Here is a 24840-nt window from a genome sequence, read left to right as displayed (position 1 = left end):
GAGGCATGCCGTCATTCTTTTTCCGGCGCACTGGCGAAAACCAAGGCTTCGTATATGTACAGTTCCGCATCCTTCCAGCCATCTTTCCCAATTTTGGCCTTGTCACGAGCGCAATGCTCCAACATTTCCAGGGCGTTCCAATTCATGCGCGCCGCTACTTGCGGCAAGAATGTGCCCTGTCGGTCGCCCTGTTTAATAATAATTCCATGCCTTCCAGGTTCAATTTCGCCTATGTCTTCGATTTTATGCGCAGGCGTAAGTACCGATATTTCTATTCGAATGTCCCTCTGTTCGTGGTGCTCCAAGGGGCTAAAGCGCGTGTCTTCGGTTGCCGCAGCCCTGGCCACCCGCTGAACCACCTGCCACAGGGGTTCATCCTGACCAATATGTCCAATGCAACCGGCCAGGTGTCCTTTTCGATAGATGGAAACAAAGGCGCCGGTGTGGACTTTAAGCACCATAGGGAGGTCGGCGGGATCCAAAGGCCTTTTTCGACTGCTGAAAATGGATGCTATGCTCTCTCTGGCTACTTCTAGCAGTAAATCTTTTTCTTTTTGGTTCAGCTGAAAGGACAATTTTGGCGAGCTGCTGACGGCAATGGCGTCGTAACCCACCACTTTTTTCTTGTCGCCCAGTGGGGAGTCCCCCGAGTTTTCATAGAGTATTTGATGAAACCGACAATCGTCGTTGTGCTCGCACATGTACATGAGTGTAAGAACAGCAGGCCAGCCACACAGCGAAGTCCCCAGTCGGTTGTTACAGTCGTGTTGGTTCTGCTGTAAGGTGCTAAGCAGTTGCGTAGGCTGTTTGCTTAGAATAGCCCCTGTGGTGGCGGCATCTATTCTTCGCGCGCTCACATCATCCGGATAGTGCGAGAAGTCGGTACTCACTACAAAAAGGTTGTCGTGATGGAACCATGGCTGCAAAACCTTTGCGAGCTCACGACAGGTGGCCGCCTGGCGGGCACCAAGCAATAGCGGCACTATTTTGAAGGACTGTTTTAGGTGATGTTGCAATAAGGGCAGCTGCACCTCCAGCCCGTGCTCCTTTTCGTGCACATCTTCATTGGCTGTGAATAGGGACGAAGCTTCTAACAGTTGATCACATACCTCATGATCTGTTTCAACCACGCCCAGTGGGGTTTCAAATCCCTTGCCCCGGTACAGTGCCGCTCCCTCAAAACTGTAGCGGTGACTGGCGCCAATTAAAAAGATGGTTGAGAACCTGGCATCAGCTGGAACCTGTTTAACCCCAGATGCCGCAACTTTTCCACTGAAAACATAAGCTGCGTGTGGTAGAATTATGGCCCGCGTGTCTCGTTCTTCCGGTATTTGTCGTTTCAGTGCATCTTCAAAGAGCCCGCGTAATTGCTCCTGAAGGGCGGCAGGGTTGGTTTCGTAGAACATTCCGGCTACGGCTGGTGGTCTAATTGCATCCATTTTTCCTCCTTTTTCAGGGGTTCAAACTTAAATGTACAAAATATTGGAGCGAATGGCGAAAAAAATGCATTCCTTCAATTTTCTGGTTTTTATCCGGTTATCTCTGAAAGGAGGCAGGGAGAAAGAAAAAAAGTCATTTTTTTAGTTTTGTTTTGTTGCAGGTTTAAAAATAAGCCCCTATTTTTGCAACGCATTTGAGAGGAAAACACACCACTCAGGCAAACACGCGAAAAGCCGCGTAAATAGGATGACTCAGTAGCTCAGTTGGTAGAGCATCCCGCCTTGCGGGAGTGGTCCTGGGTCCTCACAGAAAGAATTAAACGTACAAAGGTACGGAAAGTACAATAGGATGACTCAGTAGCTCAGTTGGTAGAGCATCCCGCCTTGCGGGAGTGGTCCTGGGTCCTCACAGAAAGAATTAAACGTACAAAGGTACGGAAAGTACAATAGGATGACTCAGTAGCTCAGTTGGTAGAGCACATCCCTTTTAAGGATGGGGTCCTGGGTTCGAACCCCAGCTGAGTCACCACCAAAGAGATCATCAAAGCGATGGTCTCTTTTTTTTTGCCCTTAACCCAAATCCTGCCTGCTGAAATGTACACCGTTTACATCTTATACAGTCAGCGTGTTGACCGCTACTATGTTGGCTATACCAATGATTTAGAACGCCGATTGTCAGAGCATAATCGCCCCAAAGGAAAGTTTACCGATAGAGGTATTCCCTGGGAATTGTGCTATTCCGAAGTCTTTCTTGAAAAATCTGCCGCCTACTCCCGTGAGCAGTTTATAAAAGCACAAAAATCCCGTACTTATATTGAAGCATTGATCTCCTCTGGGTGTTAATCTTTTGGTCTACCTAAGCAATTTTTTATGGAGTGCAGGAGGTTGGTTAAGAAAACTGCAGTTTGTGATCGAAATATTTGTATTGCAGCGAATGCAAAAATAAGAGAAGCCAATTTCCCTCTAAAGCATTATACTGAAAAAAGTTGTATTTTTGGTTTATGATGAAAATAATAGATCAACATATTGAGCAGATCAACAGGCTTTGTGAAATAAACAAAGTCCGAGCTCTGTTTGCATTTGGCTCTGTAACGAATGACAGCTTTAATTCCGACAGCGATATCGATTTATTGGTAGACATTGATGATAATGATCCTGTATCTTATGCTGATAAGTACTTTAACCTGAAGTTTCAACTAAAGGAAATTCTAAGGAGAGAAATCGACCTGTTAGAACAAAAGGCAATTAGAAACAAATACCTGAAGAGCGAAATTGAAAGAACCAAAATTCAGATCTATGCAGAAAGAAATCCAAACCTGGCTTGAAGACATAAAGCAGTCAATTGAAGAAATTGAGAGCTTTCTGCCCGAAACAAGAAATTTCTTCGAGTTCCGGAAAGATTTGAAAACAAGAAAAGCTATTGAAAGAAACATCGAAATAATTGGGGAAGCGGTAAATAGGATATTGCAATTTGACCCTGAGATACAAATAAGCCATGCTCGAAAAATTGTTGATACTCGTAACCGAATAATTCATGGCTATGACTCCGTATCCGAGGATATAATCTGGGCCATTGTGACAAGAGACCTTGGGCAACTTCAGCAAGAAATTAACTCCCTTTTAGATTACTAAAAAATATATAGAAATATTCGAGGTCGGCACGACTTGTCCCGCTTTTCGGGAACCCAGCGATTATTCCTATGTATTAAGTGAAGTCTTATTTTATAAATCACCCCTGCCATGGTTCGAATTGAAAAAATCGCAAATGACAAGAAACGGTTTCTTGACTTATTGTTGTTGGCCGATGAGCAGGAAGATTTCTTTACCGATAATTACGACCACCCAATGTTTGAAGGGGATGTACAACTGGTTGATATGGTTTATCTAAAAAGGGACTTTTGAAAGTTGGGAGTCCGTGTTTGCAACAAATACCACCCTAATGCGAAAGAGAAAAGTCGTTGAGCAATTAAAAGCATCCTTTGGGCAGGTTAAGCGTGAAGGATTCCAATTCGATTTGATAGAGAGATATTTTCTGAACAAGGAAAATTCTGATTCATTTCAAGTTCTTTCTGACAAAACTTGCCACGATATTGATTTTGAAGAATTGTTCATGTTTCTCGATAAAACATGCTCAAAAGTAGGGCAACAATATCTGTACAATCACCTAAGAGTCATCCCTAATGCCTTGGTCAGAATAGATCAAAAAGAACACTTAGTTGAGAGACTGACAACCGATATTGACCTCAGAATCAAGACTCAGTTGCTTCTTAAGAAACTTGATAAAGGTGATGCGTATTATATCGCATCGCTATTTCAGGAAGAGCATCAAAAGCCCCCAAGATGGTTCTTTCTTGTCTATTTACTTTCAGCCGCTGGTTTGTTATCCCTATTAATGCTGCCCCTCTATCCTCAGTTGTTTTTGGTTTTTCTTGGTGTAATGCTCCTGAATATGGGCATTCATTATTGGAATAAAAAAAATCTGTATCGATATGTTGGTTCCATCCCGCAGCTTTTGCAACTAAATAGTATCGCTCAGCATCTTTTCAAAGAGGAATTGTTCCAGCCTATAGATCCAGAGCTGCCAATAGCTATTCGAATGATTAATCAGGTGCGAAACAGAATGTCTTTTTTTCGGCTGGAGGCCCGGATTCAAGGAGACGCGGAAGCTGTATTGTGGGGCATTCTGGAGTTGCTGAAAATCACCTTTTTATTAGAGCCCCTGCTTTTATTCGGTGTATTAAAGCGATTGGATTCAAAGAGAAAAGAAATAGAAAGGGTTTTCCGTTTCGTTGGAGAAATTGACTTGTTGATTTCCATCGCCTCGCTTAGGAAAGGGGTGGCGATGTATTGTCTGCCAGAAATTGGTGATTCGGAATTCTCCGCACAGAAGGTTTATCATCCATTAATATCTAATTGTGTTCCTAATTCTATCACTGTTTCTGATAAATCAGTTTTATTGACCGGTTCCAATATGTCAGGTAAAACCACATTTATTCGCGCTATAGGAATAAATGTGATTACCGGGTTGACCATTAACACCTGTTTTGCAGAGGCCATATCAATACCCAGATTACGGATCCACTCAGCCATCAGAATCAGTGATGATTTGATGAATGATAAAAGCTACTATTTTGAAGAAGTGTTGACCATCAAAGAAATGATTGACAGCAGTTCTCTGGGAGCGCCATGCTTATTTTTATTGGATGAGTTGTTTAAAGGGACCAATACCATTGAGCGGATTTCGGCCGGTAAAGCGGTGCTATCAAAACTTTCAAAAAATGGAAATCGGGTTTTTGTTTCAACCCACGATCTTGAATTAACAGAGATGTTGACCGATGAATATGACTTATACCATTTCAGCGAGGTTGTTATTGACCGCAAGGTCGATTTTGATTATAGATTAAAGAAAGGCAAACTAGCAAGTAGAAATGCCATTCGAATTCTCCAGATTAATGATTATCCATCGGATTTGATTGATGAAGCAATGGATATTTCCAAAAAAATGGATGATAATGCTCTGGTTAAAACGCTTTAAATTATGCCACAAGTAGTGGATTTGAGGGTTTGTCTGATTTTATTATGACGAAACCAGCCCCCTGCGACCGACAAATGCCCTGGGAGGTTGCACCTGACGAGCCCAAGCAAATTCAAGAGGAAATTGTTCGACTGGGCGTCGGTTGTGAGCGTATGGAATTCGATCTGTCGGCGGATGAGCTGGACCGACATTATGCAGTCAACCTTAAGGGAACCACCATGCTGACGATGGAGTTTATTAGGAGATTTAAGTATAGGGAGGGCGGAAGAATTATCAATTTGACTTCGGGTCAATCGTTGGGGGAGATGAGCCAGGAAATAGTTTATGCCCTTACAAAGGCTGCAGTTGAAACCCTAACAAAAACCATCTCTCAGGAAATTGCAAAAAAGGGAATTACGATCATAGCGGTTAACCCCGGTCCAACCGACACCGGTTGGATGGACGAAGATTTGACCGCGTTAATTCTCAGTAAATCTCCGATGGGAAGGGTGGGGACGCCACGTGACACAGCATGACTTATTGCATTTTTGGCCAGCGAAAAAGCCCAATGGATTACCGGATAGATTATTCATTCCGAAGGCGGTTTTACCAGGTAGTGAGCCCTTGGAGCAGACGCCATTGTAGGTCGAGCTCACTGTATCTGAGGCCTATTCGTTCACCAGCACCTCCCGAAGCTGGTCGATGGTGTCGACCAGAAATTGAGGTTGGAAACTCTCGAGTTCGCTGCGGGGGCGTAAGCCCCAGCTTACGCCGCATGCTGTGGTGCCGCTGTTCAGCGCCGTTTGCATATCTACCCCGGAATCTCCAATGTAGAGGGTGTCCCGGGCAGCCACTTTGCTGAGCGCTAAAATTTCGTTAACAATCGAAGGGTCGGGCTTGGGGGCGTATCCCTCGCGATGGCCCAGTACAGCCACAAAGGGCAGCTCCGGAAAAAAGTGGGTCACCAAGGCACAAGTGGCCTCGTGGTATTTGTTGGAAGCCACGGCCAGCTTAATGCCTTTCCGGTGCAAATCGCGCAGCAGCTCCGGGAGTCCCTCAAAAGGGCGGGTGTCTTCGGTCATGTGGTCGGCGTACCAGGCCTTGAAGAGCGGGCGCATCCGCGCTGTATTTTCAGTATTTCGGTGCTGCTCAGGCAAGGCCCGCTCAAAGAGCTTGGCAATGCCATTGCCCACAAAGTTTTTGTAGGCCGCAACCGGGTGCGTGGGAAAACCCAAATGTTGCAGGGCATAATTGGTGCTGGATGCAATGTCTGCCACCGAGTCGAGCAAGGTGCCGTCTAAGTCAAAAATGGCGAGTTGAAATTTCATGCCGCAAATTTACTAAAGCTTTCGCTGAGGCCGCAGTTCCTAATGCTAAAAATCCTTATTCGACGAGATGTCGCTGTTGGTCAAAAGTTTTCGGGTCTCGGTCAATTATTTTGAGCATATTCTCATTAGTTGTCTATTTTTAGCTTCGGATTAATAAAACAAGTCTTATGGAAATGACCTGTCCCAATCACGAAAAATGCCCCATTTTTAATGGTGTTTTGGCCGGCAAAGAAATCACGGCCAAGTCGTACCGCCGTTTGTATTGCGAGGCCGGGTATGAGAAATACTCCGCCTGCAAGCGCTATATGGCTAAAGAGTATTACGGCTGCTGTCCCGGAGAACTCCTGCCCAACAGCACCCTGTCGCTGCAAGAAATTGGCGTACACTATCATCTGGCACCACACCAACAAGCTTAACTATCCCCTTTATAGAAACGGCACAGTTGCATCATTGCAGCTGTGCCGTTTTTTGTCGCCCCTCGGCCGTAGTTTTGTGCTATCTTTAAAGCTGAATTGGCGGACGACTGAGGGTTGTCCCGCCTGAGTTGGATGTAAAAAGTTTTGCAGATGAGGTTATTGCATACGGGAGACTGGCACCTTGGGAAGCGGCTCGACGACTATTCACGTTTGGAGGAGCAGCAAGCGGTCTTGGAAGAACTTATTGGTCTGGTTGAAGCACACGATGTAGACGCCGTGCTGGTCGCCGGCGATTTGTTCGATACTTTTAATCCGCCCGCCGAGGCGGTCGAATTGTTTTATAAGTCCCTGAAAAAGCTGAGCGGCGACGGACGCCGGCCCGTCATAGCCATTGCGGGCAACCACGATTCGCCCGACCGCATTGAGGCCCCCGACCCCTTAGCCCGGGAGTGTGGCATCGTTTTCGCCGGCTATCCCCATTCGCAGCCCCAGCCCTTTAAACTCGACAGCGGTTTGGAAGTCCTCCAGAGTGCCCCCGGCTTTTTAGAGCTGCGCCTGCCCCGGCAGTCCGCCCCCCTTCGCCTGCTGCTCACCCCCTACGCCAACGAATACCGCTTAAAGACCTATTTGGGCCAGCAGCAAGAGGAAGAGCTTCGCCAAGTGCTGCAAGCCCATTGGGCCGGACTGGTCGACCAATACTGCGATGCTGCCGGGGTCAACATCCTGTTGAGTCACCTCTTTGTCGTAGAAAAAGGCACTCCGCTGCCCGATGAGCCCCTGGACGAAAAACCCATTCTGCATGTCGGAGGCGCGCAGGCCATTTATACCGAAAACATTCCGCCCCAGGTGCAATACGCCGCCCTGGGTCACCTTCACCGCATGCACCAAGTCGGTCGCCACGGCGTTCCCACCTGGTACAGCGGCAGTCTGCTCTCCTACAGTTTTTCCGAAGCCGGCCAACAAAAATATGCCCTCCTGGTAGAGGCAGAACCCGGGGCGGAAGTCCTGGTGCAGGCCCTGGAACTGAAAAGTGGACGGCCGCTTTTGCGCCGGCGAGTGGAAGGGATGGAAGCCGCACGGGAGTGGCTGAGCGCCCATCCCGAGGCACTGGTCGAACTCACCCTGGTCAGCGAAAGCTTCCTGACTGCCGCCGATCGGCGGCAGCTCAACCAATGGCACCCGGGCATCGTAGCCCTCATTCCCGAAGTGAAGGATAAGGACCAGGAGACTTTAGAAACCAGTCCCCGCATCGATCCCACCAAAGACCTGCCCGAGCTGTTCAGAGATTATTTTAAGCACCGCAAAGGGCAGGACGCAAGTCCCGAGTTGCTGGCATTGTTGAACGAGATATTGGCGGAGGACAAGCAATGATACCCGTAAAACTGATTTTGGAAGGCCTGTATTCCTATCAAAAAAAGCAGGAAATTGACTTTCGGACCTTGTGTGGGGCCGGACTCTTCGGCATATTTGGGGCCGTAGGCAGCGGGAAATCCTCCGTGCTCGAAGCCCTCACCTTTGCCCTTTATGGGCGGACCGACCGGCTGAATCAGGCGGGCGACAACCGCTACTACAACATGATGAATTTGAAGAGCGACGAGCTGCTCATCGACTTCGAATTTGAAAGCGGACCCGACCAAACACCCTACCGGGCCTTGGTGCAGGCCAAACGCAACCGGCGCCGCTTCGAAGAAGTAAACACGCCCGATCGTCGGGCCTTTCGCAAAACAGCAGGAGCGTGGCAGGCCATCGGTCTCGATGAGTTGGAAGCCGCTGTCGGACTCAGCTACGAAAACTTCAAGCGCACCATCATCATTCCCCAGGGGCGCTTTCAGGAGTTTTTGCAACTGGGCACCAGGGACCGCACGCAAATGATGAAGGAGCTTTTTCATTTGCAGCGCTTCGAGCTGTTTAGACCCACCGCCACCCTGTTGGCCCGCACCCAGGCAGAACTCCAGAACGTAGAGGGACAGTTGCAGCAGCTCGAGCAGGTCAATCCGGAAGTGCTGAAAGAGCAGGAAACCCAACTGAAAGTCGTCCAGGAGAAAACGACACAATTACAAAGCAGATTGCAAAAATGGGAACAGGAAGAGGCCAGCCTGCGCGAGCTACAGCGTTTGAGTGCCGCCCTGCAAAAAGCCCGCACCCAGCTGACCGAAAAAGAAAAGCAGCGCCCTCAAATGGAGCAGCGCCAGAAGGAACTCGACCGCTACGAAATCTGCAAAAACCAGTTTGCCTTTCCCCTCGAACAAGTGCAGCAAGGGCAGCAAAGTCTCGAAAAACAACAAGTCGCCCTGCGCCAGCTGGAACAAAAGTTGCAGAAGACCCGGGAGCAGGAAGCCCGCCTGACTGCCGAGCTGGAAAAATTGAAGCCCGCCTACGAACAGCGCGAGCATATGAAACTAAAGGCCGCAGATTTGGAAGTCCTCCAAGGCATTCGGCAGTCCACCTTGCGCAGTCAGCAACAAAAGGAACGCCTGCAAAAGGGCGAGAAAGTCGTTCAGGAAGTCGAGTTACAGTGGCAGCGCCGGCAAGAAGAAAAGACCGCACTCGATACGGCCATCAAGCAAATGAAGGAGGTCCGGCCCGATCTGCTGCAGCTTTCCCAGGCACAGCAATGGCACCGGCAGCAAGGCAGTCTCCAGAAAGACCTGGAGGGCGTGGCCGAACAGTTGAAACAGAAGAAAGCAGAACACAGTCGGGAGGAAGTCCACCTGCAGACCCTGCAGCGTAAACCCCTGTTTGCAGATTATCAGGGAACGGCAGATGTCGCCGGACTGCGTACCCACCTTGTCCAACAAAAGGAAAAGATACAAAGCCGCTTAAAAGCGCTGCAGAAACAGGGGGAGGAACAACGACTGCAGGCCCAGTTGCAGACCTTCTCCGAGCATTTGCAGGACGGTACGCCCTGTCCCCTTTGCGGGGCTGAGAGCCACCCCCATCGCTACAGTGCTACCGAGGCCGGCGAAAGGTTGCAGCGCTTGGAACAGGAGCAACTTAGTCTTGAAAAGGAGCAGCGTACCATCGAAGTCCTTAGTGCCGAGTTGGTGGAACTGGAAAGTCGCCTGCGCCACGCCCTTAAAGCACAGGAAGAAGTGCAGCAGCGGCAGAAGGACCTGCAAGCGCAAATGGAAGCAGAGCAAAAAGCCTTTAAGTGGCCCCAGTGGAAGGAGGCTGCGGCAGTAGAAAAGGCCTTGGTGCAGGTGCAGCAGGCCGATAAGGAGCTGCGTCAGAAGGAGCACCTTCAGGAGCAGCTGCAGAAGCAGTTGGAGCAAGGCAATAGAGACAAGGAACGCTACCGCAGCGAAGTAGAGAAGATAAAACAGGCCCTGGCCGGCGAGACCGCCACCCTGGTGCATCTCCGTGCCCAATTGAAACAGGAGAGCGAGGAAGGGACCGCCCGGCTGAGTGAGACCGAGTTGAAGGTCGAGCAGGAGCGTTTGATGAAGGAATACCAGCGTCTGGAGCAGGAGCACCAGCGAAAGACTGCCGCCCTTCATGCCCAGCAGCAGGAAAGCGCTGCCTTAAAAGGGCAAACCGCCGCCGATCGTCGGCATTTGCAGGAGCTGGAAAAGGAACTGGCCCAGCGTCGGGAAGCCTTACTCCGTCAGGTGGCCGACAGTCTCTTCGCCGACCTCGGGGAAGTCCGACAGGTCCTTGCCCTGGGTCTCGACATCTCTGCCGAAAAGGCCAGACTTACCACTTTTTGGGAGGACTGGAAAAAAGAGGAGCACAGTTTGAAAAGTCTGGAGCAGGAGTTGGGACAAAGAACTTATCAGCCCGAAGTACACCAGGCCTTGCAGGAGCAACTGAAGGCCGCTCGGGCGGAATTGGAGCAGCAGCATAAGGAAGAAGGGCGCCTGAACGAAGCGCTGCGCAAGCTGCGCGAGGCACTAAGCAGTCAAAAGAAACTGCTGCAGCAGGCCGAAAAGCTGAGGGAAAGGGCCGAGCATTTGGGCACCCTCAAGCAACTGTTCAACGGCAGCGGTTTTGTTTCCTACATCTCCTCGGTGTATTTGCAGAACCTCTGTGCCGCCGCCAACGAGCGTTTCTTTCATTTGACCCGTCAGCAACTGAGTCTCGAACTCACCCCAGACAACAACTTTGAGGTACGCGACTTTTTGAACGGCGGTAAGGTGCGTAGTGTAAAAACCCTGTCGGGGGGACAAACTTTTCAGGCCGCGCTGTGCCTGGCCCTGGCCCTGGCCGACAACATTCAGCACATTACCCGATCGAATCAGAACTTCTTCTTTTTGGATGAAGGTTTTGGCTCGCTCGACAAGGAAGCCCTGGCCGTGGTCTTCGATACCTTAAAGGCCCTGCGCCAGGAGAATCGCACGGTGGGGTTGATTTCTCATGTGGAGGAAATGCAGCAGGAAGTAGAAGTGCATTTGCGTGTGGAGAACCACCAGGAGCAGGGCAGCATCATTCGTTCCAGCTGGACAACTTAGCGGTCTGTGCTTTTGCGGTACTCTTCGGCTCCGTTACTTGTTCGCTGACCCGGGTCGGTATGCTGACCTTGAAATGTGCGCCTTTTTGGGGTTTGCTGCTGACCGCAATGCGTCCCTTGTGCAGACCTACAAATTGGTGAATCAGCGCAAGGCCCAGGCCCTGTCCCTTCTCATTTTTGGTGCCCCACCCCGGCTGCGCCCCGCTGATGCTGAACAAGCTGCTGAGCTGACCCGGATCCATGCCCACCCCGTTGTCTATCACCTCCAGTACCACCTCCTGGTCCTTCACCGACAAGCGCACCACCACAAAGCCACCGGGATGCGTAAACTTAAGCGCGTTGTTGATCAGGTTGCGGATGATGATGCCCCAGCTGTTGCTGTCGGCCTCAACTTCCAGCTTCGAAAGCGGCGATTCCAGCGCCAGCGAAATGTTTTTTATCTGTGCCGTTTGTTCGTAAACCTGAATAACATTTTGGGTCAAAGCCAGCAAATCGAAACGCTCGATGTGCGGCTGGTAAATGTCCTGCTGACGAATGCTCCAATGCAGCAGGTTGTTCAGCAAAAATTCAATTTGCCGGATGGTGTGGGTAATGGAAGCGTTCAGCTCACCCGCCTCCTTTACCTTGCCTTCGTTCAAAAGCTCGTGCAACAAGTTCGACAAGCCCCCCAGCGTACCCACCGGTCCCCTTAAGTCGTGCGATATGATCGAAAACAAGCGGTCCTTGGAGCCGATGGCCGCCTCCAACTCCTGCTTGCTTTGCCGCAGGGCCTCTTGTTTTTGAAGCAGCGCCTTGTTCAACACCTTTTTCCGATGCGCATCCCGGTAAACCATCAGCAGCAAAATACCCACGAGCAACAGGCTCCCCACCGTAATGGCCGCAATACGGGCCATCATTTTTTTGGAAGCAGCCATCTGTTGCACCTCCACCTCCTTCTGCTCAATTTCAAAATCGGCCCGCATGTTGGCCATTTGCGTCACCGTTTCCATGTTAATGAGACTGTCGCGCAAATTCAGGTACTTGTTTTGATAGTCGTAGGCCTGTTCGTAGTCACCCATGGCTGCGTAGACTTTCATCAGTTGCTCGTAGGCGTCTTTTTTATTTTCGGGGTTGTTGAGTTTGCTGGCTGTTTGAAGGGCTTTTTGGGAATAATTAAGAGCAGGAGTTTTTCTGTTGTCAAGGAGTTCAATTTCGGATGCGTAAATGTAGTATGGGGTAAGTGCTTTATAATCATGTAATTCCTCTAATATGTTGATTGCCTGGGATAATTCTTTCATGGCCAGTTTTGGCTTGTTCTGTTTAAAATGCACATTACCCAAACTACCCTGAATGTATGCTAGGGCAATTTGATTGTCTGTAGTTTCGTAGTATTTTTTAGATTTTTGATATAGTATTAATGCAGAGTCAAGGTTATTCATATAAAAATAAGTGTTTGCCATCTCCAGATGTGCACTTGCAAGGTATTGTAGGGCTGAAACCGAAGAAAAATGCACTTCGGATGCATGTAAAAACTTCAGTGAATTTGTGTAATTTTTAGAAAAACTAAATGCTCTCCCAATCATATATGAGGCAAAACCTTTTTCCAGAGTTAGTTGATTGGTTGTGGCAATTTCCAAACTTTTAAAAAGAAACTTTAGTCCTTCCTGTGTTTTACCGGAATGAAGATTGTGATATTGCCCTTGTTCGTAGTAGCCGTAGAAAAGGTGGTAATTGGATCCCGCCTTTGCCGCTTCTTTAATCAACAGATTGGTCAGACTGATGAAATTGTCCTCATAATTGAGGTTGTGGATGGTGGTCAGGAGTAGATCACATTTCTCGAGAGAAGAAAGCTTGGGATTTGTGTTGAGGATATGCAAGCAACTGTCGGCCACAGAACGTGAGCGGGAATGAGTGGGACTACTAATAAAAAGTAGTCCGATAATAAGAAAGAGGAGCCGCCGCATAGCTGAAGGTTGAGATGAATATATACTCCATGGGTGCGTGGGGGCGGGTTGAAAGGAAGCCACCCGCATTGGGTGGTACTTCCTTTTTTATTATGCAAAAACTAGAATGCGAAAAAAGCGCCTAGGCATAGGGCGCAGAACAGCAGTCCGGCACCTACTTTGGTTAAAGTTTGTTTCTTCATATTTCTAATTTGAATAAAAAATCGGTTTTTGTTCGTATTTTAAAGTCCTTTTTTGAAAGGATTATGGTACCCTAATTAATGGTGGATTGGTGTCCCCACGCAGATCCTCTGTTTCGATGGAAATATCTGTATTATCCTCTGTCGCGGCATCTTCCAATTCAATGTCATCAATCATTTCCAATTCATTTTTTTCGCAGGCGAAAAAAGTGCCTAAACATAGGGCGCAGAACAGCAGTCCGGCACCTAATTTGGTTAGTGTTAGTTTTTTCATTTTGTTAAATTATGTGAGTGGTGGAAAAATTTAAGGGATTCTTAGAGCTGGCGGCCTTGGTCCCTTCAACTCCTGACTCTCCACTTCCTCGTCCTTCATGCCCTTGCATTTTTCGAACTCGATGGAGTAGCTCAGTTCGCCTTCGGCTTTGCCGGAGGTGTACACTTCCCATTGGTTGAAGTCCACTTTGCGGGGCGTGCCGTTGAGGATGCTGAGATCGCCTTTGAGTTGAATGCCGGTGATTTCAGAGATGCCGGAGCATTTGTCGAGTTTCCAGATGATTTTTTCGTCGTGCTTGGCGTGACTGGTGATGGTGTCGCCGGTGTTGCCTTCGGAGTCGCGGTACTGGAGTTGACCCTTGCTTCGTTTCACATAGATGGTAAGATGCGCCATACGGAAAGGTGTTAAAAGTTAGAGCGTTAAATTTAGTAGATAAATTTTAACAGTAGGGCTTATCGAAGGGAAAAAAGTGATAGAGGGCGCTTTTTTTTTGACCAAAGGGCTTTATTTGAGTTTAAGGTCGCTGCGGTAGGTGGCTATGATTTCGAGGATTTCGCTGCCAAAGCGGGCGATCTTTTGTTTGCCCAGGCCTTTTATTCTCTGCAATTCTTTGGTGGTTTCGGGCATTTTGTCGACCAGCTCAAGCATGGTTTTGGTCTGCACAATCATATAATGCGGCAGGTTAAATTCGTCGGCCTGATTGTCGCGCCAGGTTTTTAGGCGCTGGTAGAGCTCGGGTTGGGAACTCTGTATTTTGCCGGTGGTGCCTGTTGTTTTTTTGCCGCCTGTGGTTTTGAGTTGCTCCATTTGTTTTTGAAGGGTGGCGGCCGAGCGTGCTGCCAGATAGGCGGGGGCACTGAAGCCTTTTTGGGCGGCCTGCAGGGTGTGCAGGTGAATGTCGGTCTGCCGGGCAATGGTCTCGAGGCGGACTTTTATGTTTTTTCGGAGTTCTTTGTTGTCGGTCTCAAACTCGGCTTCCTTAAGCAGGGGCTTCAGGCTTTGTTGTATTTGCTGTAAAAACCAGGGGGCGGCTTTGCGGATGCGTTCCTGCAGTTGGGGATGGTCGGCTGCCGCCAGCGGCAGCGACAACAGTTGACGCAATTGCTTTTCGAATTTCAGGGCTACGGGCAACAGGCTTTCTCTTACATTCAGCAGGGCTTCGTTCAATACATCGCTGAGGGTGCCGAAAACCACGCTTTGGTGGCGGGTAATTTCGAAATGGAGGCGACTCAGTTGGCGGTCGAGCTGACCAAAGCCGAAGAGTTCGAGGAGGAGTTGTTGCTCGTATTCGCGTTGAAATTGCAGGATGCGGTCGGGTCCCGGCAGGTTTTCGGCGGCGCTTTGAATAAAATGGTCTACGGAGCGATCGGTGATGATGGCGGCGGGGTCGATGGGGGTGCTGAGCACGAGTCCCTCCAGGGAGCGGCAGCGACTGAGGGCAACATAAACCTGTCCGTGGGTAAAGGCCGAGCGGGCATCGATGACGGCATGTTCAAAGGTCAGGCCCTGACTTTTGTGGATGGTGATGGCCCAGGCGGTTTTCAGGGGCATTTGGGTGTAGCTGCCGATGAGTTCTTCGTCTATTTGGTTGCTGCTTTCATTGAGTTGGTATTTGTAGTTGTGCCACTGGGCGCGTTCTACTTCTATTACTTCGTCGGGATGGCTGCAGCGCACGCTTATGCTGAGCGGACCGATTTCGGTGATGCTGCCAATTTTGCCGTTGTAGTAGCGCTTTTGGGGACTGGGGTCGTTTTTTATGAACATGACCTGGGCGCCTTTTTTGAGGACGAGCTTTTCGTCGTTGGGAAAGCTGGACGGGGGAAAGTCGCCTTCGATGCTGGCTTTGAAGGTGAGGGCCCGGCCGGGCAGGGCATCGAGGTGCTGCTGGTTGATGTGGTCGGCCTGGCGGTTGTGGGTACAGAGGGTAATGTAACCGGGACCGGGCTTAAAGTCGGACCGATAGCGTTCCTGCAAAAGGGCCAGCCCTTCTTTGCTGAGCCGGTTTTCCCTTATTTGGTTGAGTACGTCGATGAAGAGCTGATCGCTTTGTCTGAAAATGTGGTCGAGCTCGATGGTCTCGGGCGGATGCTGCTCCAGTACTTTGCTTTGAAAGAAGAAGGGGCCTTTGTAGTATTTGCCCAGCAGGGCCCAGTCCTGCTCACGCACCACGGGTGCCAGCTGTTGCAGGTCGCCGATCATGAGCAGCTGTACGCCGCCAAAGGGCAGGTCGCGGTTTCGAAAGCGGCGCAGTACCCCGTCAATGGCATCTAGGAGGTCGGCACGCACCATGCTTATTTCGTCGATGATGAGGAGGTCGAGACTGCGGATGAGGTTGATTTTGGGTCGGCCAAAGCGGAAGGAGGGGGGCGGTCCCTGTTCTTCGGCGGGCAGGTAGTGGTTGGGCACCTGGGGACCAAAAGGCAGTTGAAAAAAGGAGTGGATGGTTACGCCGCCGGCATTGATGGCGGCGATGCCGGTGGGGGCTACTATGGCCATGCGTTTGGGACAGCTTTGCTGCAGCTGGCGCAGAAAGGTGGTTTTGCCTGTGCCGGCCTTGCCGGTTAAAAAGAGGTTGCGTCCGGTGTCGCTTACAAAGCGGCGGGCCAGTTCCAGGCGTGAGGTGTCGGTATTTTTTTCAGTGCTTGGTGTGGTCATTGCAAACGGGGGTCAGGGATGTTTGTCCCCGCAAGTTAAAAAAAATTGGGGGGACTTACCAGGCAAAGATTTCTTTAAAGCCGTTGAGGAGCATCTGAACGGCCATCATGAGGAGAATCATGCCCATCAGGCGCTCCATGGCTGCGAGTCCCCGTTCCTTTAAAATCCGCAGCAAAAAGGGGGCGGCCAAAAAGATGAGGGCCGAGGCGGCCCAGGCAATGAGCAGGGCCAGGAGCCAGTGTGTCATACGGCCGGGTTGACTCTGGGTCATTAAAATGAGCATGGCCATGATGGAGGGACCGGCAATCATGGGTACGGCAATGGGGACCAAAAAGGGTTCGCCGCCCGGGGTTTCGCCCATAACCCCCGACTCCTGGGGGAAGATGAGGCGGATGCCGATGATCAGGAGTATGATGCCGCCACTGATGGTGACGGCTTCTTCGCCCAACTGCAAAAAGCTGAGAACGGGTTTGCCGGCATAGAGGAAGAGGATGAGAATGGCCAGGGCAATGAGCAGCTCGCGGGCAATAATCATCCGTTGGCGTTTGGGGTCGGTGTCCTTAAGTATGGCCAACATGGCCGGAATGTTGCCCAAGGGATCGATGAGGAGGAACAACATGGTAGCGGCCGACAGTAGGGAACTGGCAACTTCGTTCATAGCTGTGGGGTTTGTTTGCGCACAAAGGTAAAAAAACTGTTACAAATCTTTCAGTTCAAGGGAAAAGTTGTTGATCGCCTCCTCTACCTGGGGCAGGGCGCCGCTGCGTAAGTCGCAGCCCACCACGTGGTCGCCTGCCTCGGGCAGGGCCAGGGCCCATTTGTGCTTTGCCGGGGTGCCCACTTGCTGAAACATGCGCAACATGGCATCTACCCGCACCACGGGGTCTTGTTTGGCTTTGTTACGGTAATAGTACAACAGCAGTAGGGGTTGCTGCACGCGGGCAAAGACTTTGGGGCGCATGCCGGTGGCCAGGAGTTGTTGCATCTCGACTACGGCACGCAGACTGTAGCGGGGATACCAGTAAAGTGGATACCAGTCGGCCGGATGTTGCGAGCTCATTACCTCGCTGCCGGTAGCCAGTCGGCCCAGCTGGTAGCCCCAGGGTTGGTTCAGGAGTCCGGCCATGGGGTCCTTGATGCGAATGTTGGGTGAGAGCAGTACCAGGGCCTCCACCTCCGGAAAGACTGCTGCCAGCAGCAGGGCAAGGGTGCCACCGGTAGAACTGCCCATAATGACCACTTTGTGGCCCAGCTTTTTGGCCAGGGCGTAGTGCTCCAGGGCGCTGTCGTAGTAGTTTTGAGCATTAAAGTTCTGCAGCGGCAGTGTGTCGCTGAGTCCATGCCCCTCCAATCTGCCCAGCAATAAATTGGCCTGGAGCTGTCGGGCCAGGTGCAGGTGGGCGGGGGCCCCCTCGCGCCTGCTGGCACCAAAGCCATGGAGGTAGAGCACTACATACTCGGTCTTTTGGGGGAGACTGTCGCGGGCCCATACAATGTGGGCCTGGTTGTCGGCCTTCACCGGCAGGGCGGCTTCGCGCTGCTGCAGCCAGTCCTCCACCTCGGCAGGTGCTTCCGGCACGTCGGGCAGCACCTGGTGAAAGTCGGGCCTTTCGGGTTTGGGTCCGGCAACATAAACCAGAACCAGTATTGCGGGTAAAAACAGAAGGAGCTTTCTTTTGGTCATAGATGAGAGATGTGTTTGGCCTGTTGGGTTTCTGCTTTAAAGGTAGAAAAATGTTCTGTTTTGCAGGGCGTAAGTTTCAAATGACTAATTTTACTTATCGGACTGTAAATAATATAACCTGCATTATTCATAAATTGTCTATTACGATGCCCAACTACCTGCTAAATACGGACGTCCTCAATAAAATGGATTTGAAAATAATCTATTATTCCCTGCGTCCATTTTCTTTGCGGTTGTCCATATTTATTGGTGTTTGAGCATCTCATAACGACAACTTATGAATAAAGCAGGATAAATGAGGACGGATATGAAAAGAATGATTTTTGGATTGTTGGTGACTTTGGTCTGTTGGCCATTGGAATTGAGCGCGCAGGATGCTGCTTTTTTAAAAAAGCGGTGGAGCGAGGTGGCTACCCGGATGCCTGCCGAATGGTACGCTTCGGAGGCGGCTATGGAGGTGGCGCAACAAGTTGTTTTTTGTCAGCAGACGGCCGGCGGCTGGGTAAAGAATGAGCCCTATCACCGACCCTTGACTGCTGTGCAAAGTGCGGCAGTGGCGGCGCGCAGAGATGAGCCGGGTGCCACCATCGATAATGGAGCTACTGTTTTGGAAATGCGTTTCTTAGCCCGGGTGTATAAAAATCAGGGAGGAGAGGCCCTGCGCGAGGCCTTTGTTCGGGGGCTTGATTATTTGTTGGAAGCGCAATACGACAATGGCGGCTGGCCACAGTTTTATCCCCCTAGAAATCCCGGGCACTATTCCGAACACATTACCTACAACGACAATGCCATGGTGAATGTGCTGGAGTTGTTGCGTGCCTTGCCAGGGGAGGATGATTTTTTGTCTTTGAAATTGGACGAAAAGCGTTTGGATAGGGCGCAGCAAGCTTTCGATGCTGGAATCGCCTGTATTTTGGCTACACAAATTGTTGTGGAGGGTGTGCCTACGGTTTGGTGTGCTCAGCACCATAAGGATACTCTTGAGCCGGTCAAAGCAAGGGCTTATGAGTTGCCCTCGTTCAGTGGGGCCGAGTCGGCCGGCATTGCACTTTTGTTGATGGAGATGGAAACGCCATCGAAGGCGGTGATAAGGGCAGTTGAAGGGGCAGTTGCATGGTTTGAGGCCAATAAACAGAACGATATCGCACTGGAATGGTTTGAGGATGAGCACGGCGATCCGGATAGAAGAGTTGTGCACAAAAAAGGTGCGACGCCACTATGGGGGCGTTTTTGTGATTTGGAAACCAAGCAGCCTTTCTTCTGCGATAGGGACGGTATTAAAAAATGGAGCTTGGAGGAAATTGGCCGTGAGCGACGAGCCGGTTATGCCTGGTACACCGATAAGCCTGCCGCGGTGCTGAAACGCTACCCGGAATGGAGAAAAAAAGTGGGGCTTTAACCCCACTTTTTAATTTCCCGTTGTGTGCAACTCCTGATTTTCTACAATAAAGGTATCGCCGATCCGGTTTTGGGCCAGGTGCAGCATGGCCCGTGCCACCTGGGCAGCTTTTATGGGGCGGTATTTTTTAAGGGGGCCAACCAGTAAAAAACGCAGGGGCTGCATCAGCCATTCGCCCAGTTTTTCGCCGAGTCGAAACTCGCTGCGTGTCCCCAGTAAAAGAGCGGGACGCACGATGCTCAGGTTTTGCAGACCGCAGGTTTTCAGTACCTGTTCCATTTGTCCCTTAGTCCGCAGGTAAAAGTTACGGGCTTTGGGCTGGGCACCAATGGAGCTGATCACCACAAAGTGAGCCGTTCCCGTTTGAGCCGCCCAGCGGCCCAGGTTAACTACTGCTTCAAAATCAACAGCCCTGAACTTTTCCTGCGAGCCGGCTTTTTTAATGGTGGTGCCCAGGGTGCAGAACACTTCGGTGGCTCCCTCTTTCGGAAAGGCACTGAAGTCACTGAAATCGGAGGCAATAAACTTCACCCTTTCGTCTTTTGCCTCGGGCGCCCGTCGGCCCGACACCCAAATGGTGTGGTAGCCATCGTTCTGCAACAAGAGTTGCAACAGTTGATTGCCCACCAGTCCGGTAGCACCGGCAAGCAAGGCGCTTTTTTTGTCCTTTACCATAGCGGTCGGTTTGTTTTTTACAAAAAATATTCGGGTTGTAAGGGTTCCTTGCAAGCAGCAAAAAGTCGGTCGCTGGTGGCCTGGATGGCCGGGCTGGTAAATATGCGTGCTTGCTGGGGACAACTTTTAATGCAGGCGCAACAAAAAATGCACAGCTCGGCTTGTGTTTGAATGCCTTGGCCTATGTGAATGGCCGAAGTGGGACAGACATCCACGCAGGTGCCGCAAAGGGTGCAACGATCGTTCAGTGTCTCGGGGCATTGCGCAGGGGCTGCTTTCAGCGACTTATAGGGGCGGTGTCCGGGCACCGATGGAAGCGGGGTGGGGACTTCCAGTTTTTTGCGTAAGGCGGCGCCAAATTGCCTGGCTTTTTCTTGATCGTCCGTACTGGGGCGTCCTGATGCAATGGGTTGCAGCGCGGTGGAGTAGCTGTGTTCGGCCACAAAAGCCGCTGCGCCCAACACCTTAAACCCGGCATCCGTTGCTGCGTCGTACAATTCGATGAGGGCATCGTCGTAGGCCCTGTTGCCGTAGGTAACCAGGATAACGGCCCATTGGCCTGCGCCATTTATTTTTTGAAAACGTTGCCTGGCCAACTGGGGCAGTCGGCCGGAATAAACCGGCATACCAATAAGGCAGAGAGTATTGGGTGTTGCCTGCCAGCTGTCGGGTGTTCTCAGAGTCAGATCCAGGTCGGAGTCCGAGGGCGTAAGGAGGCCCTCAGACACCTGATTTAAAATCTTGAGGGTTCCACCTGTGGGCGAAAAGAATACTTTTTGTAGCTTTTGTGTTTTCATTTTGAAATAAACTTTAGCGCTTGCGCTGAAAAAAGGTCTTGACCAGCCGACTGCAGTCGCCCGACAGTATGCCGGTGACGACTTCTGTTTTGGGGTGCAGGGGAGAGGGGCTGTGGCGACTGAAGCCGCGTCGCTCGTCGGGCGCCCCAATAACAATGCGGCCGATTTGTGCCCAGTTGAGGGCGCCGGCGCACATGGTGCAGGGTTCCAGCGTTACATAAAGGGTGCAGTTGTTGAGGTACTTTCCGCCCAGGGTTTCCGCGGCAGAGGTGATGGCCAGCATTTCGGCGTGGGCCGTTACATCGCCCAGGGTCTCGGTCAGGTTGTGGGCCCTGGCAATGATGCGGCCCTGACTGACCACCAGGGCACCCACCGGCACCTCGTCCTTGTCGAAGGCGGCCTGTGCCTCTTTAAGCGCCTGTTTCATAAAGTACTCGTCGCTGAAATCGATGGGACTCATAGGGATGTGCTGTGTTTTATATTGGATGAAACTCTTGACGTAATTCGTATGCTTTCTTTGTTTTTCTTCCTATTTTCGCAAAGATTTTTCAATAATAGGGAAAGCATTTGTCATAGACAATTTTGCCGACCCTTCTTTCGCTTTAAAAATACAAGACGATGTACAGAACGCATACCTGTGGTGAGTTAAGAATTTCGGACGTAGGCGCCAAAGTAACCCTGAGCGGTTGGGTGCAGCGCGTGCGCGATTTGGGCGGCATGACTTTTATTGATTTGCGCGACCGTTATGGCATAACGCAATTGGCTATTGATACCGAAAAACAAGCGGAATTGGGCAGGCAGGCCCGTGAGTTGGGACGTGAGTTTGTGATTCAGGTAGTGGGCGCAGTGGCCGAGCGCAGCAGTAAAAATACCAAAATCCCCACAGGAGATATCGAGCTGATTCTGGAGCAGTTGACGGTGCTGAACAAGTCGGCCCTGCCTCCTTTTACCATTGAGGACGAGACCGATGGCGGAGAAGAGTTGCGCATGAAATACCGCTATCTGGATTTGCGACGGAATCCGGTGCGCCGCAACCTGGAGTTGCGCCACCAGATGGGCATCGAAATAAGAAATTACCTCAACGACAAGGGCTTTTTGGATGTGGAAACCCCGGTCTTGATAAAATCGACCCCGGAAGGGGCACGCGACTTTGTGGTGCCTTCACGGGTGCATCCCGGACAGTTTTATGCCTTGCCGCAGTCGCCCCAGGTCTTTAAGCAGCTTTTGATGGTGGCCGGGTACGACCGTTATTTTCAAATCGTAAAGTGTTTCAGGGATGAAGATTTGCGGGCCGACCGTCAGCCGGAGTTCACGCAGATTGATTGCGAAATGGCCTTTGTGGAGCGGGAGGACATTCTGACGACTTTTGAGGGACTCACCAAGCATTTGTTTAAGGTGATTCGCGGGGTGGACATGCAGGAGGACTTTCCGCGTATGAGCTATGCCGATGCCATTCGTCTTTATGGGTCGGACAAGCCGGATATTCGTTTTGGGATGACTTTTAAGGTGCTGACCGACCTGGTGCAGAACAAGGGTTTCAAGGTCTTTGATGAGGCGGAATACGTTGGTGGTATTTGCGCAGAGGGTCAGGCAGAATACTCGCGTAAGGATTTGGACAAGCTGACCGATTTTGTAAAGCGTCCACAAGTCGGTGCCCAGGGTTTGGTGTATGTGAAGTATAATGCCGACGGGACTTTTAAGTCGTCGGTGGATAAGTTTTACGATGCTGCTCAGTTGCAGTTGTGGGCCGAACGCATGGGTGCCAAGCCGGGCGATTTGATGCTGGTGTTGGCCGGTGGCGAGTCTAAGACTTTGAATGCCCTCAGCGAGCTGCGTCTGGAGATGGGTTCACGGATGGGCTTGCGCGATAAGAATGTTTTTGCCCCCCTTTGGGTGGTCGATTTTCCGCTGTTGGAGTGGGACGACGACAGTCGTCGCTTTTACGCCATGCACCACCCTTTTACTTCGCCGGTTAAGGCCGATATGGATTTGCTGAACAGCGATCCGGGTAAGGTGCGGGCCGATGCCTACGACTTGGTGATTAACGGCGTGGAACTGGGCGGAGGCTCTATTCGTATCCACAACGATCAGTTGCAAAAGAAAATGTTTGAGGTGCTGGGTTTCAGTGATGCCGATGCCCAGGCGCAGTTTGGCTTCTTGATGTCGGCCTTTCAGTACGGGGCACCTCCGCACGGCGGTATTGCCTTTGGTTTCGATCGCTGGGCTTCTTTGATGGCGGGACTGGATTCCATTCGTGATGTGATCGCCTTCCCTAAGAATAATGCGGCACGCGATGTGATGATCGATTCCCCTTCGCCCATTCATTTGGAGCAGCTCGAAGAATTGGCGCTTAAGCTGGATGTGCGTAAAGAAAAATAAGACAGCACTTAAGTGTGGATAAAAAAACGCGGCCCCGGGGCCGCGTTTTTTGTTTTGAACGTAGGTTGTTTGATCCTATTGGTAGGAGAGCTGGTTGACCAGCGGATTGGCATACATTTCCATTAGCGTGGAAAAGATGAAATCGCGATCGCAGTCGGGAATCCGACCGATGTGCTCTTCAATATAGGCCAAAAAGTCCTTTTTGTCTGCTTCGGTATATTCCCCGGTATAATCCTTGCTTTGGTGCAGGAGGTCCCAGGCGATGTAGTTCGAGGGCCACAACTTATAGTTCTGGTGCACGTGCTTGTCCACAATCTCGGCAAGGGTCGAAAACTGATCGTTTTTTACCGTAAGGGCCTCGATGGGATTCAGCTCCTGCTTAAGGGGTTGACCAAAAGCAATGTGCACCCGGCCCTTTCTGCCGCGCAGTCCCGTTGCCATATGCATCAGATCATCGTCCTTGGTCTTTTGATAGTCGGGCTGGTCGCGTTTCATCTGAAATTCCCGGGCTTTGAGGTAATCGCAGGGATCCAACTCATAGGAAATGGAAACCGGAACCAGTTTCAGTTCCTTGAAGTTGTTGGTAATGCTGTCTTGCCCGCTGATGTTGAGCATTTTCAGGAGACTGATTTGCGTGCGGTCGTTGCCGTCCTTGGAGCGCCCTTCGCGTTGCGCAATCCAAACGCTGTGCTTTTTGTGCGTAAGCGTGTGTCGAATGTAGTTCGAAAGTTGACGCGAACTTTCCATCATTTGCTTTACCGGAAGGTTGCGCTTGACAATGAAGGTGCGGTTGAGTTTTACCAGGTCGGTTATCCAGGGGAAAATCAGCAAGTTGTCGCCAATGGCAATTTCGGTGGTATTGAAGCCGTTTTCGACGAGCAACACATTTAAAATAGCCGGGTCCAGCACAATGTCGCGGTGGTTGGAGAGGAACAGATAGGCTTCGTTGGGATTGAGCTTATCGAGTCCCTCGACACTTACGCCGTCGGTGGTGTTTTGGATCACCTGTTTGACGTAGGCCGAAATGACTTCTTCCTGAAACTGGCGTACGGAGCTCATGTGCATCAGGCGCTCCATAAATTGGGTGGGAGGTACTTGGGGGTACAGAAATCCGAGCAGTCTTAGAAATGCGGTTTCGCCCTTAAGACGCGAGAAAACTGTTTGAATCTCATGGTCCTCGTAGGGACGGATGGATTCAAAATCCATAGCTTGTGCTTGTACCATTACGTTTTTTGATGGTTTGCTGCAAAATTACGTTAAACTATTAAGTTATGGAAATTTTGCCGGTTTTATCCGGCTTGTTCTCCACCCGCTTGCAGCAGGTCCCAGTATTCGATGGCGCGACGGGTATGGGGTATTACAATGGTTCCGCCAACGATGTTGGCCACCGAAAAAATCTCCAGCATTTCGGGCGTGCTTACCTTTTGCTCGAAGCATTTTTCGAGGTGGTATTTGATGCAATCGTCGCAGCGCAGCACCATGGAAGCCACCAGGCCCAGCATCTCCTTGGTACGCGAACTCAGTGCCCCTTCGGCATAAGTGTTGGTGTCGAGATTGAATAAACGTTTGATCACCAGGTTGTCGGCCCCCAGCAGGCGCTCATTCATTTTGGCACGGTAATCCCGGAATTCTTGTAAGGCGTTTGGCATTTGATATCGGATTTATTGCTAAATTAGAGCCTAAAGTTAGCGCTTTCATAACTTTTTTTAGC

The 24840-nt window shown here is 50.7% G+C and carries 25 protein-coding genes and 1 tRNA gene; 13 read left to right on the top strand and 13 right to left on the bottom strand.

Annotation, left to right across the window (positions count from 1 at the left end):
- Positions 1-11 precede the first annotated feature (11 nt).
- Positions 12-1439 (bottom strand): AmmeMemoRadiSam system protein B, encoded by a 1428-nt coding sequence (gene amrB, locus B4W65_RS11670; protein WP_088655343.1) that lies wholly within the window; start codon positions 1437-1439, stop codon positions 12-14.
- Between the two features lie 453 nt (positions 1440-1892).
- Here amrB and B4W65_RS11665 point away from each other — a divergent pair.
- The 7 genes from B4W65_RS11665 (at position 1893) to B4W65_RS11635 (ending at position 5489) form a co-directional block, all read left to right on the top strand.
- Positions 1893-1968, top strand: a tRNA-Lys gene (locus tag B4W65_RS11665).
- A gap of 65 nt (positions 1969-2033) precedes the next feature.
- Positions 2034-2282, top strand: a complete 249-nt coding sequence (locus B4W65_RS11660; protein ID WP_088655399.1) for a GIY-YIG nuclease family protein — start codon at positions 2034-2036, stop codon at positions 2280-2282.
- A 158-nt stretch (positions 2283-2440) separates the two neighbouring features.
- Positions 2441-2764, top strand: a complete 324-nt coding sequence (locus B4W65_RS11655) for a nucleotidyltransferase domain-containing protein (protein ID WP_088655342.1) — start codon at positions 2441-2443, stop codon at positions 2762-2764.
- Positions 2736-3071, top strand: coding sequence for a HepT-like ribonuclease domain-containing protein (locus tag B4W65_RS11650; protein ID WP_088655341.1), 336 nt, complete (start codon positions 2736-2738; stop codon positions 3069-3071). Before B4W65_RS11655 ends, B4W65_RS11650 begins: the two co-directional genes overlap by 29 nt.
- Before the next feature lie 108 nt (positions 3072-3179).
- Positions 3180-3341 carry a hypothetical protein gene (locus tag B4W65_RS17390; RefSeq protein WP_169713478.1) on the top strand — a complete coding sequence of 54 codons (162 nt, stop codon included), beginning with the start codon at positions 3180-3182 and terminating at the stop codon, positions 3339-3341.
- A gap of 37 nt (positions 3342-3378) precedes the next feature.
- The gene (locus B4W65_RS11640) at positions 3379-4974 is read left to right on the top strand and encodes a MutS-related protein (protein ID WP_088655340.1); all 1596 of its coding nucleotides are present in this window, start codon (positions 3379-3381) and stop codon (positions 4972-4974) included.
- A gap of 44 nt (positions 4975-5018) precedes the next feature.
- Entirely contained in the window at positions 5019-5489 is a 471-nt protein-coding gene (locus tag B4W65_RS11635; RefSeq protein ID WP_205741263.1) for an SDR family NAD(P)-dependent oxidoreductase, read from the top strand.
- Positions 5490-5621: 132 nt separating this feature from the next.
- Here B4W65_RS11635 and B4W65_RS11630 read toward each other — a convergent pair whose 3' ends face one another.
- Complete coding sequence (locus tag B4W65_RS11630; protein ID WP_088655339.1) at positions 5622-6281, bottom strand: HAD family hydrolase; 660 nt, start codon at positions 6279-6281, stop codon at positions 5622-5624.
- Positions 6282-6448: 167 nt separating this feature from the next.
- On the opposite strand from B4W65_RS11630, the gene B4W65_RS11625 reads away from it, so the two are divergent.
- From B4W65_RS11625 to B4W65_RS11615, 3 genes are all read left to right on the top strand, one after another.
- On the top strand, positions 6449-6697 hold the full coding sequence (locus B4W65_RS11625; RefSeq protein WP_088655338.1) for a hypothetical protein: 249 nt from the start codon (positions 6449-6451) through the stop codon (positions 6695-6697).
- A 150-nt stretch (positions 6698-6847) separates the two neighbouring features.
- Positions 6848-8068 (top strand): metallophosphoesterase family protein, encoded by a 1221-nt coding sequence (locus tag B4W65_RS11620; protein WP_088655337.1) that lies wholly within the window; start codon positions 6848-6850, stop codon positions 8066-8068.
- On the top strand, positions 8065-11145 hold the full coding sequence (locus B4W65_RS11615) for an AAA family ATPase (RefSeq protein WP_088655336.1): 3081 nt from the start codon (positions 8065-8067) through the stop codon (positions 11143-11145). Before B4W65_RS11620 ends, B4W65_RS11615 begins: the two co-directional genes overlap by 4 nt.
- On the opposite strand, the gene B4W65_RS17725 is transcribed toward B4W65_RS11615, so the two are convergent.
- Complete coding sequence (locus B4W65_RS17725) at positions 11120-12421, bottom strand: sensor histidine kinase (protein ID WP_449404138.1); 1302 nt, start codon at positions 12419-12421, stop codon at positions 11120-11122. The genes B4W65_RS11615 and B4W65_RS17725 overlap by 26 nt on opposite strands.
- 381 nt (positions 12422-12802) lie before the next feature.
- On the opposite strand from B4W65_RS17725, the gene B4W65_RS17605 reads away from it, so the two are divergent.
- Entirely contained in the window at positions 12803-12949 is a 147-nt protein-coding gene (locus tag B4W65_RS17605; protein WP_240509567.1) for a hypothetical protein, read from the top strand.
- A gap of 381 nt (positions 12950-13330) precedes the next feature.
- Here B4W65_RS17605 and B4W65_RS11605 read toward each other — a convergent pair whose 3' ends face one another.
- The 5 genes from B4W65_RS11605 to B4W65_RS11585 all read right to left on the bottom strand — a co-directional run bounded on the left by B4W65_RS11605 (position 13331) and on the right by B4W65_RS11585 (position 17879).
- Positions 13331-13540, bottom strand: a complete 210-nt coding sequence (locus B4W65_RS11605) for a hypothetical protein (protein ID WP_088655334.1) — start codon at positions 13538-13540, stop codon at positions 13331-13333.
- A gap of 30 nt (positions 13541-13570) precedes the next feature.
- A complete protein-coding gene (locus B4W65_RS11600; protein ID WP_088655333.1) occupies positions 13571-13933 on the bottom strand; it encodes a hypothetical protein in 363 nt (120 codons plus the stop codon).
- A 111-nt stretch (positions 13934-14044) separates the two neighbouring features.
- Positions 14045-16195 carry an HRDC domain-containing protein gene (locus tag B4W65_RS11595; RefSeq protein ID WP_088655332.1) on the bottom strand — a complete coding sequence of 717 codons (2151 nt, stop codon included), beginning with the start codon at positions 16193-16195 and terminating at the stop codon, positions 14045-14047.
- A 55-nt stretch (positions 16196-16250) separates the two neighbouring features.
- Positions 16251-16853 carry a YhgN family NAAT transporter gene (locus tag B4W65_RS11590; RefSeq protein ID WP_088655331.1) on the bottom strand — a complete coding sequence of 201 codons (603 nt, stop codon included), beginning with the start codon at positions 16851-16853 and terminating at the stop codon, positions 16251-16253.
- Positions 16854-16892: 39 nt separating this feature from the next.
- Positions 16893-17879 (bottom strand): alpha/beta hydrolase, encoded by a 987-nt coding sequence (locus B4W65_RS11585; RefSeq protein ID WP_088655330.1) that lies wholly within the window; start codon positions 17877-17879, stop codon positions 16893-16895.
- Between the two features lie 307 nt (positions 17880-18186).
- Here B4W65_RS11585 and pelA point away from each other — a divergent pair, with 307 nt between their 5' ends.
- Positions 18187-19278 (top strand): pectate lyase, encoded by a 1092-nt coding sequence (gene pelA / locus B4W65_RS11575; RefSeq protein WP_158522842.1) that lies wholly within the window; start codon positions 18187-18189, stop codon positions 19276-19278.
- Positions 19279-19287: 9 nt separating this feature from the next.
- Here the strand turns inward: pelA and B4W65_RS11570 are convergent, their stop codons facing one another.
- The 3 genes from B4W65_RS11570 to B4W65_RS11560 are packed head-to-tail and all read right to left on the bottom strand — an operon-like array spanning position 19288 to position 21210.
- Positions 19288-19953 (bottom strand): NAD(P)H-binding protein, encoded by a 666-nt coding sequence (locus B4W65_RS11570; RefSeq protein WP_088655327.1) that lies wholly within the window; start codon positions 19951-19953, stop codon positions 19288-19290.
- 17 nt (positions 19954-19970) lie between these two features.
- Complete coding sequence (locus tag B4W65_RS11565; RefSeq protein ID WP_088655326.1) at positions 19971-20750, bottom strand: 4Fe-4S binding protein; 780 nt, start codon at positions 20748-20750, stop codon at positions 19971-19973.
- Positions 20751-20763: 13 nt separating this feature from the next.
- Positions 20764-21210 carry a nucleoside deaminase gene (locus B4W65_RS11560; protein WP_088655325.1) on the bottom strand — a complete coding sequence of 149 codons (447 nt, stop codon included), beginning with the start codon at positions 21208-21210 and terminating at the stop codon, positions 20764-20766.
- 158 nt (positions 21211-21368) lie between these two features.
- Between B4W65_RS11560 and aspS the strand changes: the two genes are divergently transcribed.
- The gene (gene aspS, locus B4W65_RS11555) at positions 21369-23129 is read left to right on the top strand and encodes an aspartate--tRNA ligase (RefSeq protein WP_088655324.1); all 1761 of its coding nucleotides are present in this window, start codon (positions 21369-21371) and stop codon (positions 23127-23129) included.
- A 75-nt stretch (positions 23130-23204) separates the two neighbouring features.
- Here the strand turns inward: aspS and B4W65_RS11550 are convergent, their stop codons facing one another.
- Both B4W65_RS11550 and B4W65_RS11545 read right to left on the bottom strand, forming a co-directional pair.
- Positions 23205-24353, bottom strand: a complete 1149-nt coding sequence (locus B4W65_RS11550; RefSeq protein ID WP_088655323.1) for a 1-acyl-sn-glycerol-3-phosphate acyltransferase — start codon at positions 24351-24353, stop codon at positions 23205-23207.
- 65 nt (positions 24354-24418) lie between these two features.
- A complete protein-coding gene (locus B4W65_RS11545) occupies positions 24419-24778 on the bottom strand; it encodes a carboxymuconolactone decarboxylase family protein (RefSeq protein ID WP_088655322.1) in 360 nt (119 codons plus the stop codon).
- Positions 24779-24840: the final 62 nt, after the last annotated feature.

The sequence above is a fragment of the Geofilum rhodophaeum genome, from assembly GCF_002210225.1.
Taxonomy (GTDB): domain Bacteria; phylum Bacteroidota; class Bacteroidia; order Bacteroidales; family Marinilabiliaceae; genus Geofilum; species Geofilum rhodophaeum.
The sequence above is the reverse complement of the archived record's forward strand: the minus strand, read 5'-3'. Positions and strand labels throughout refer to the sequence as shown.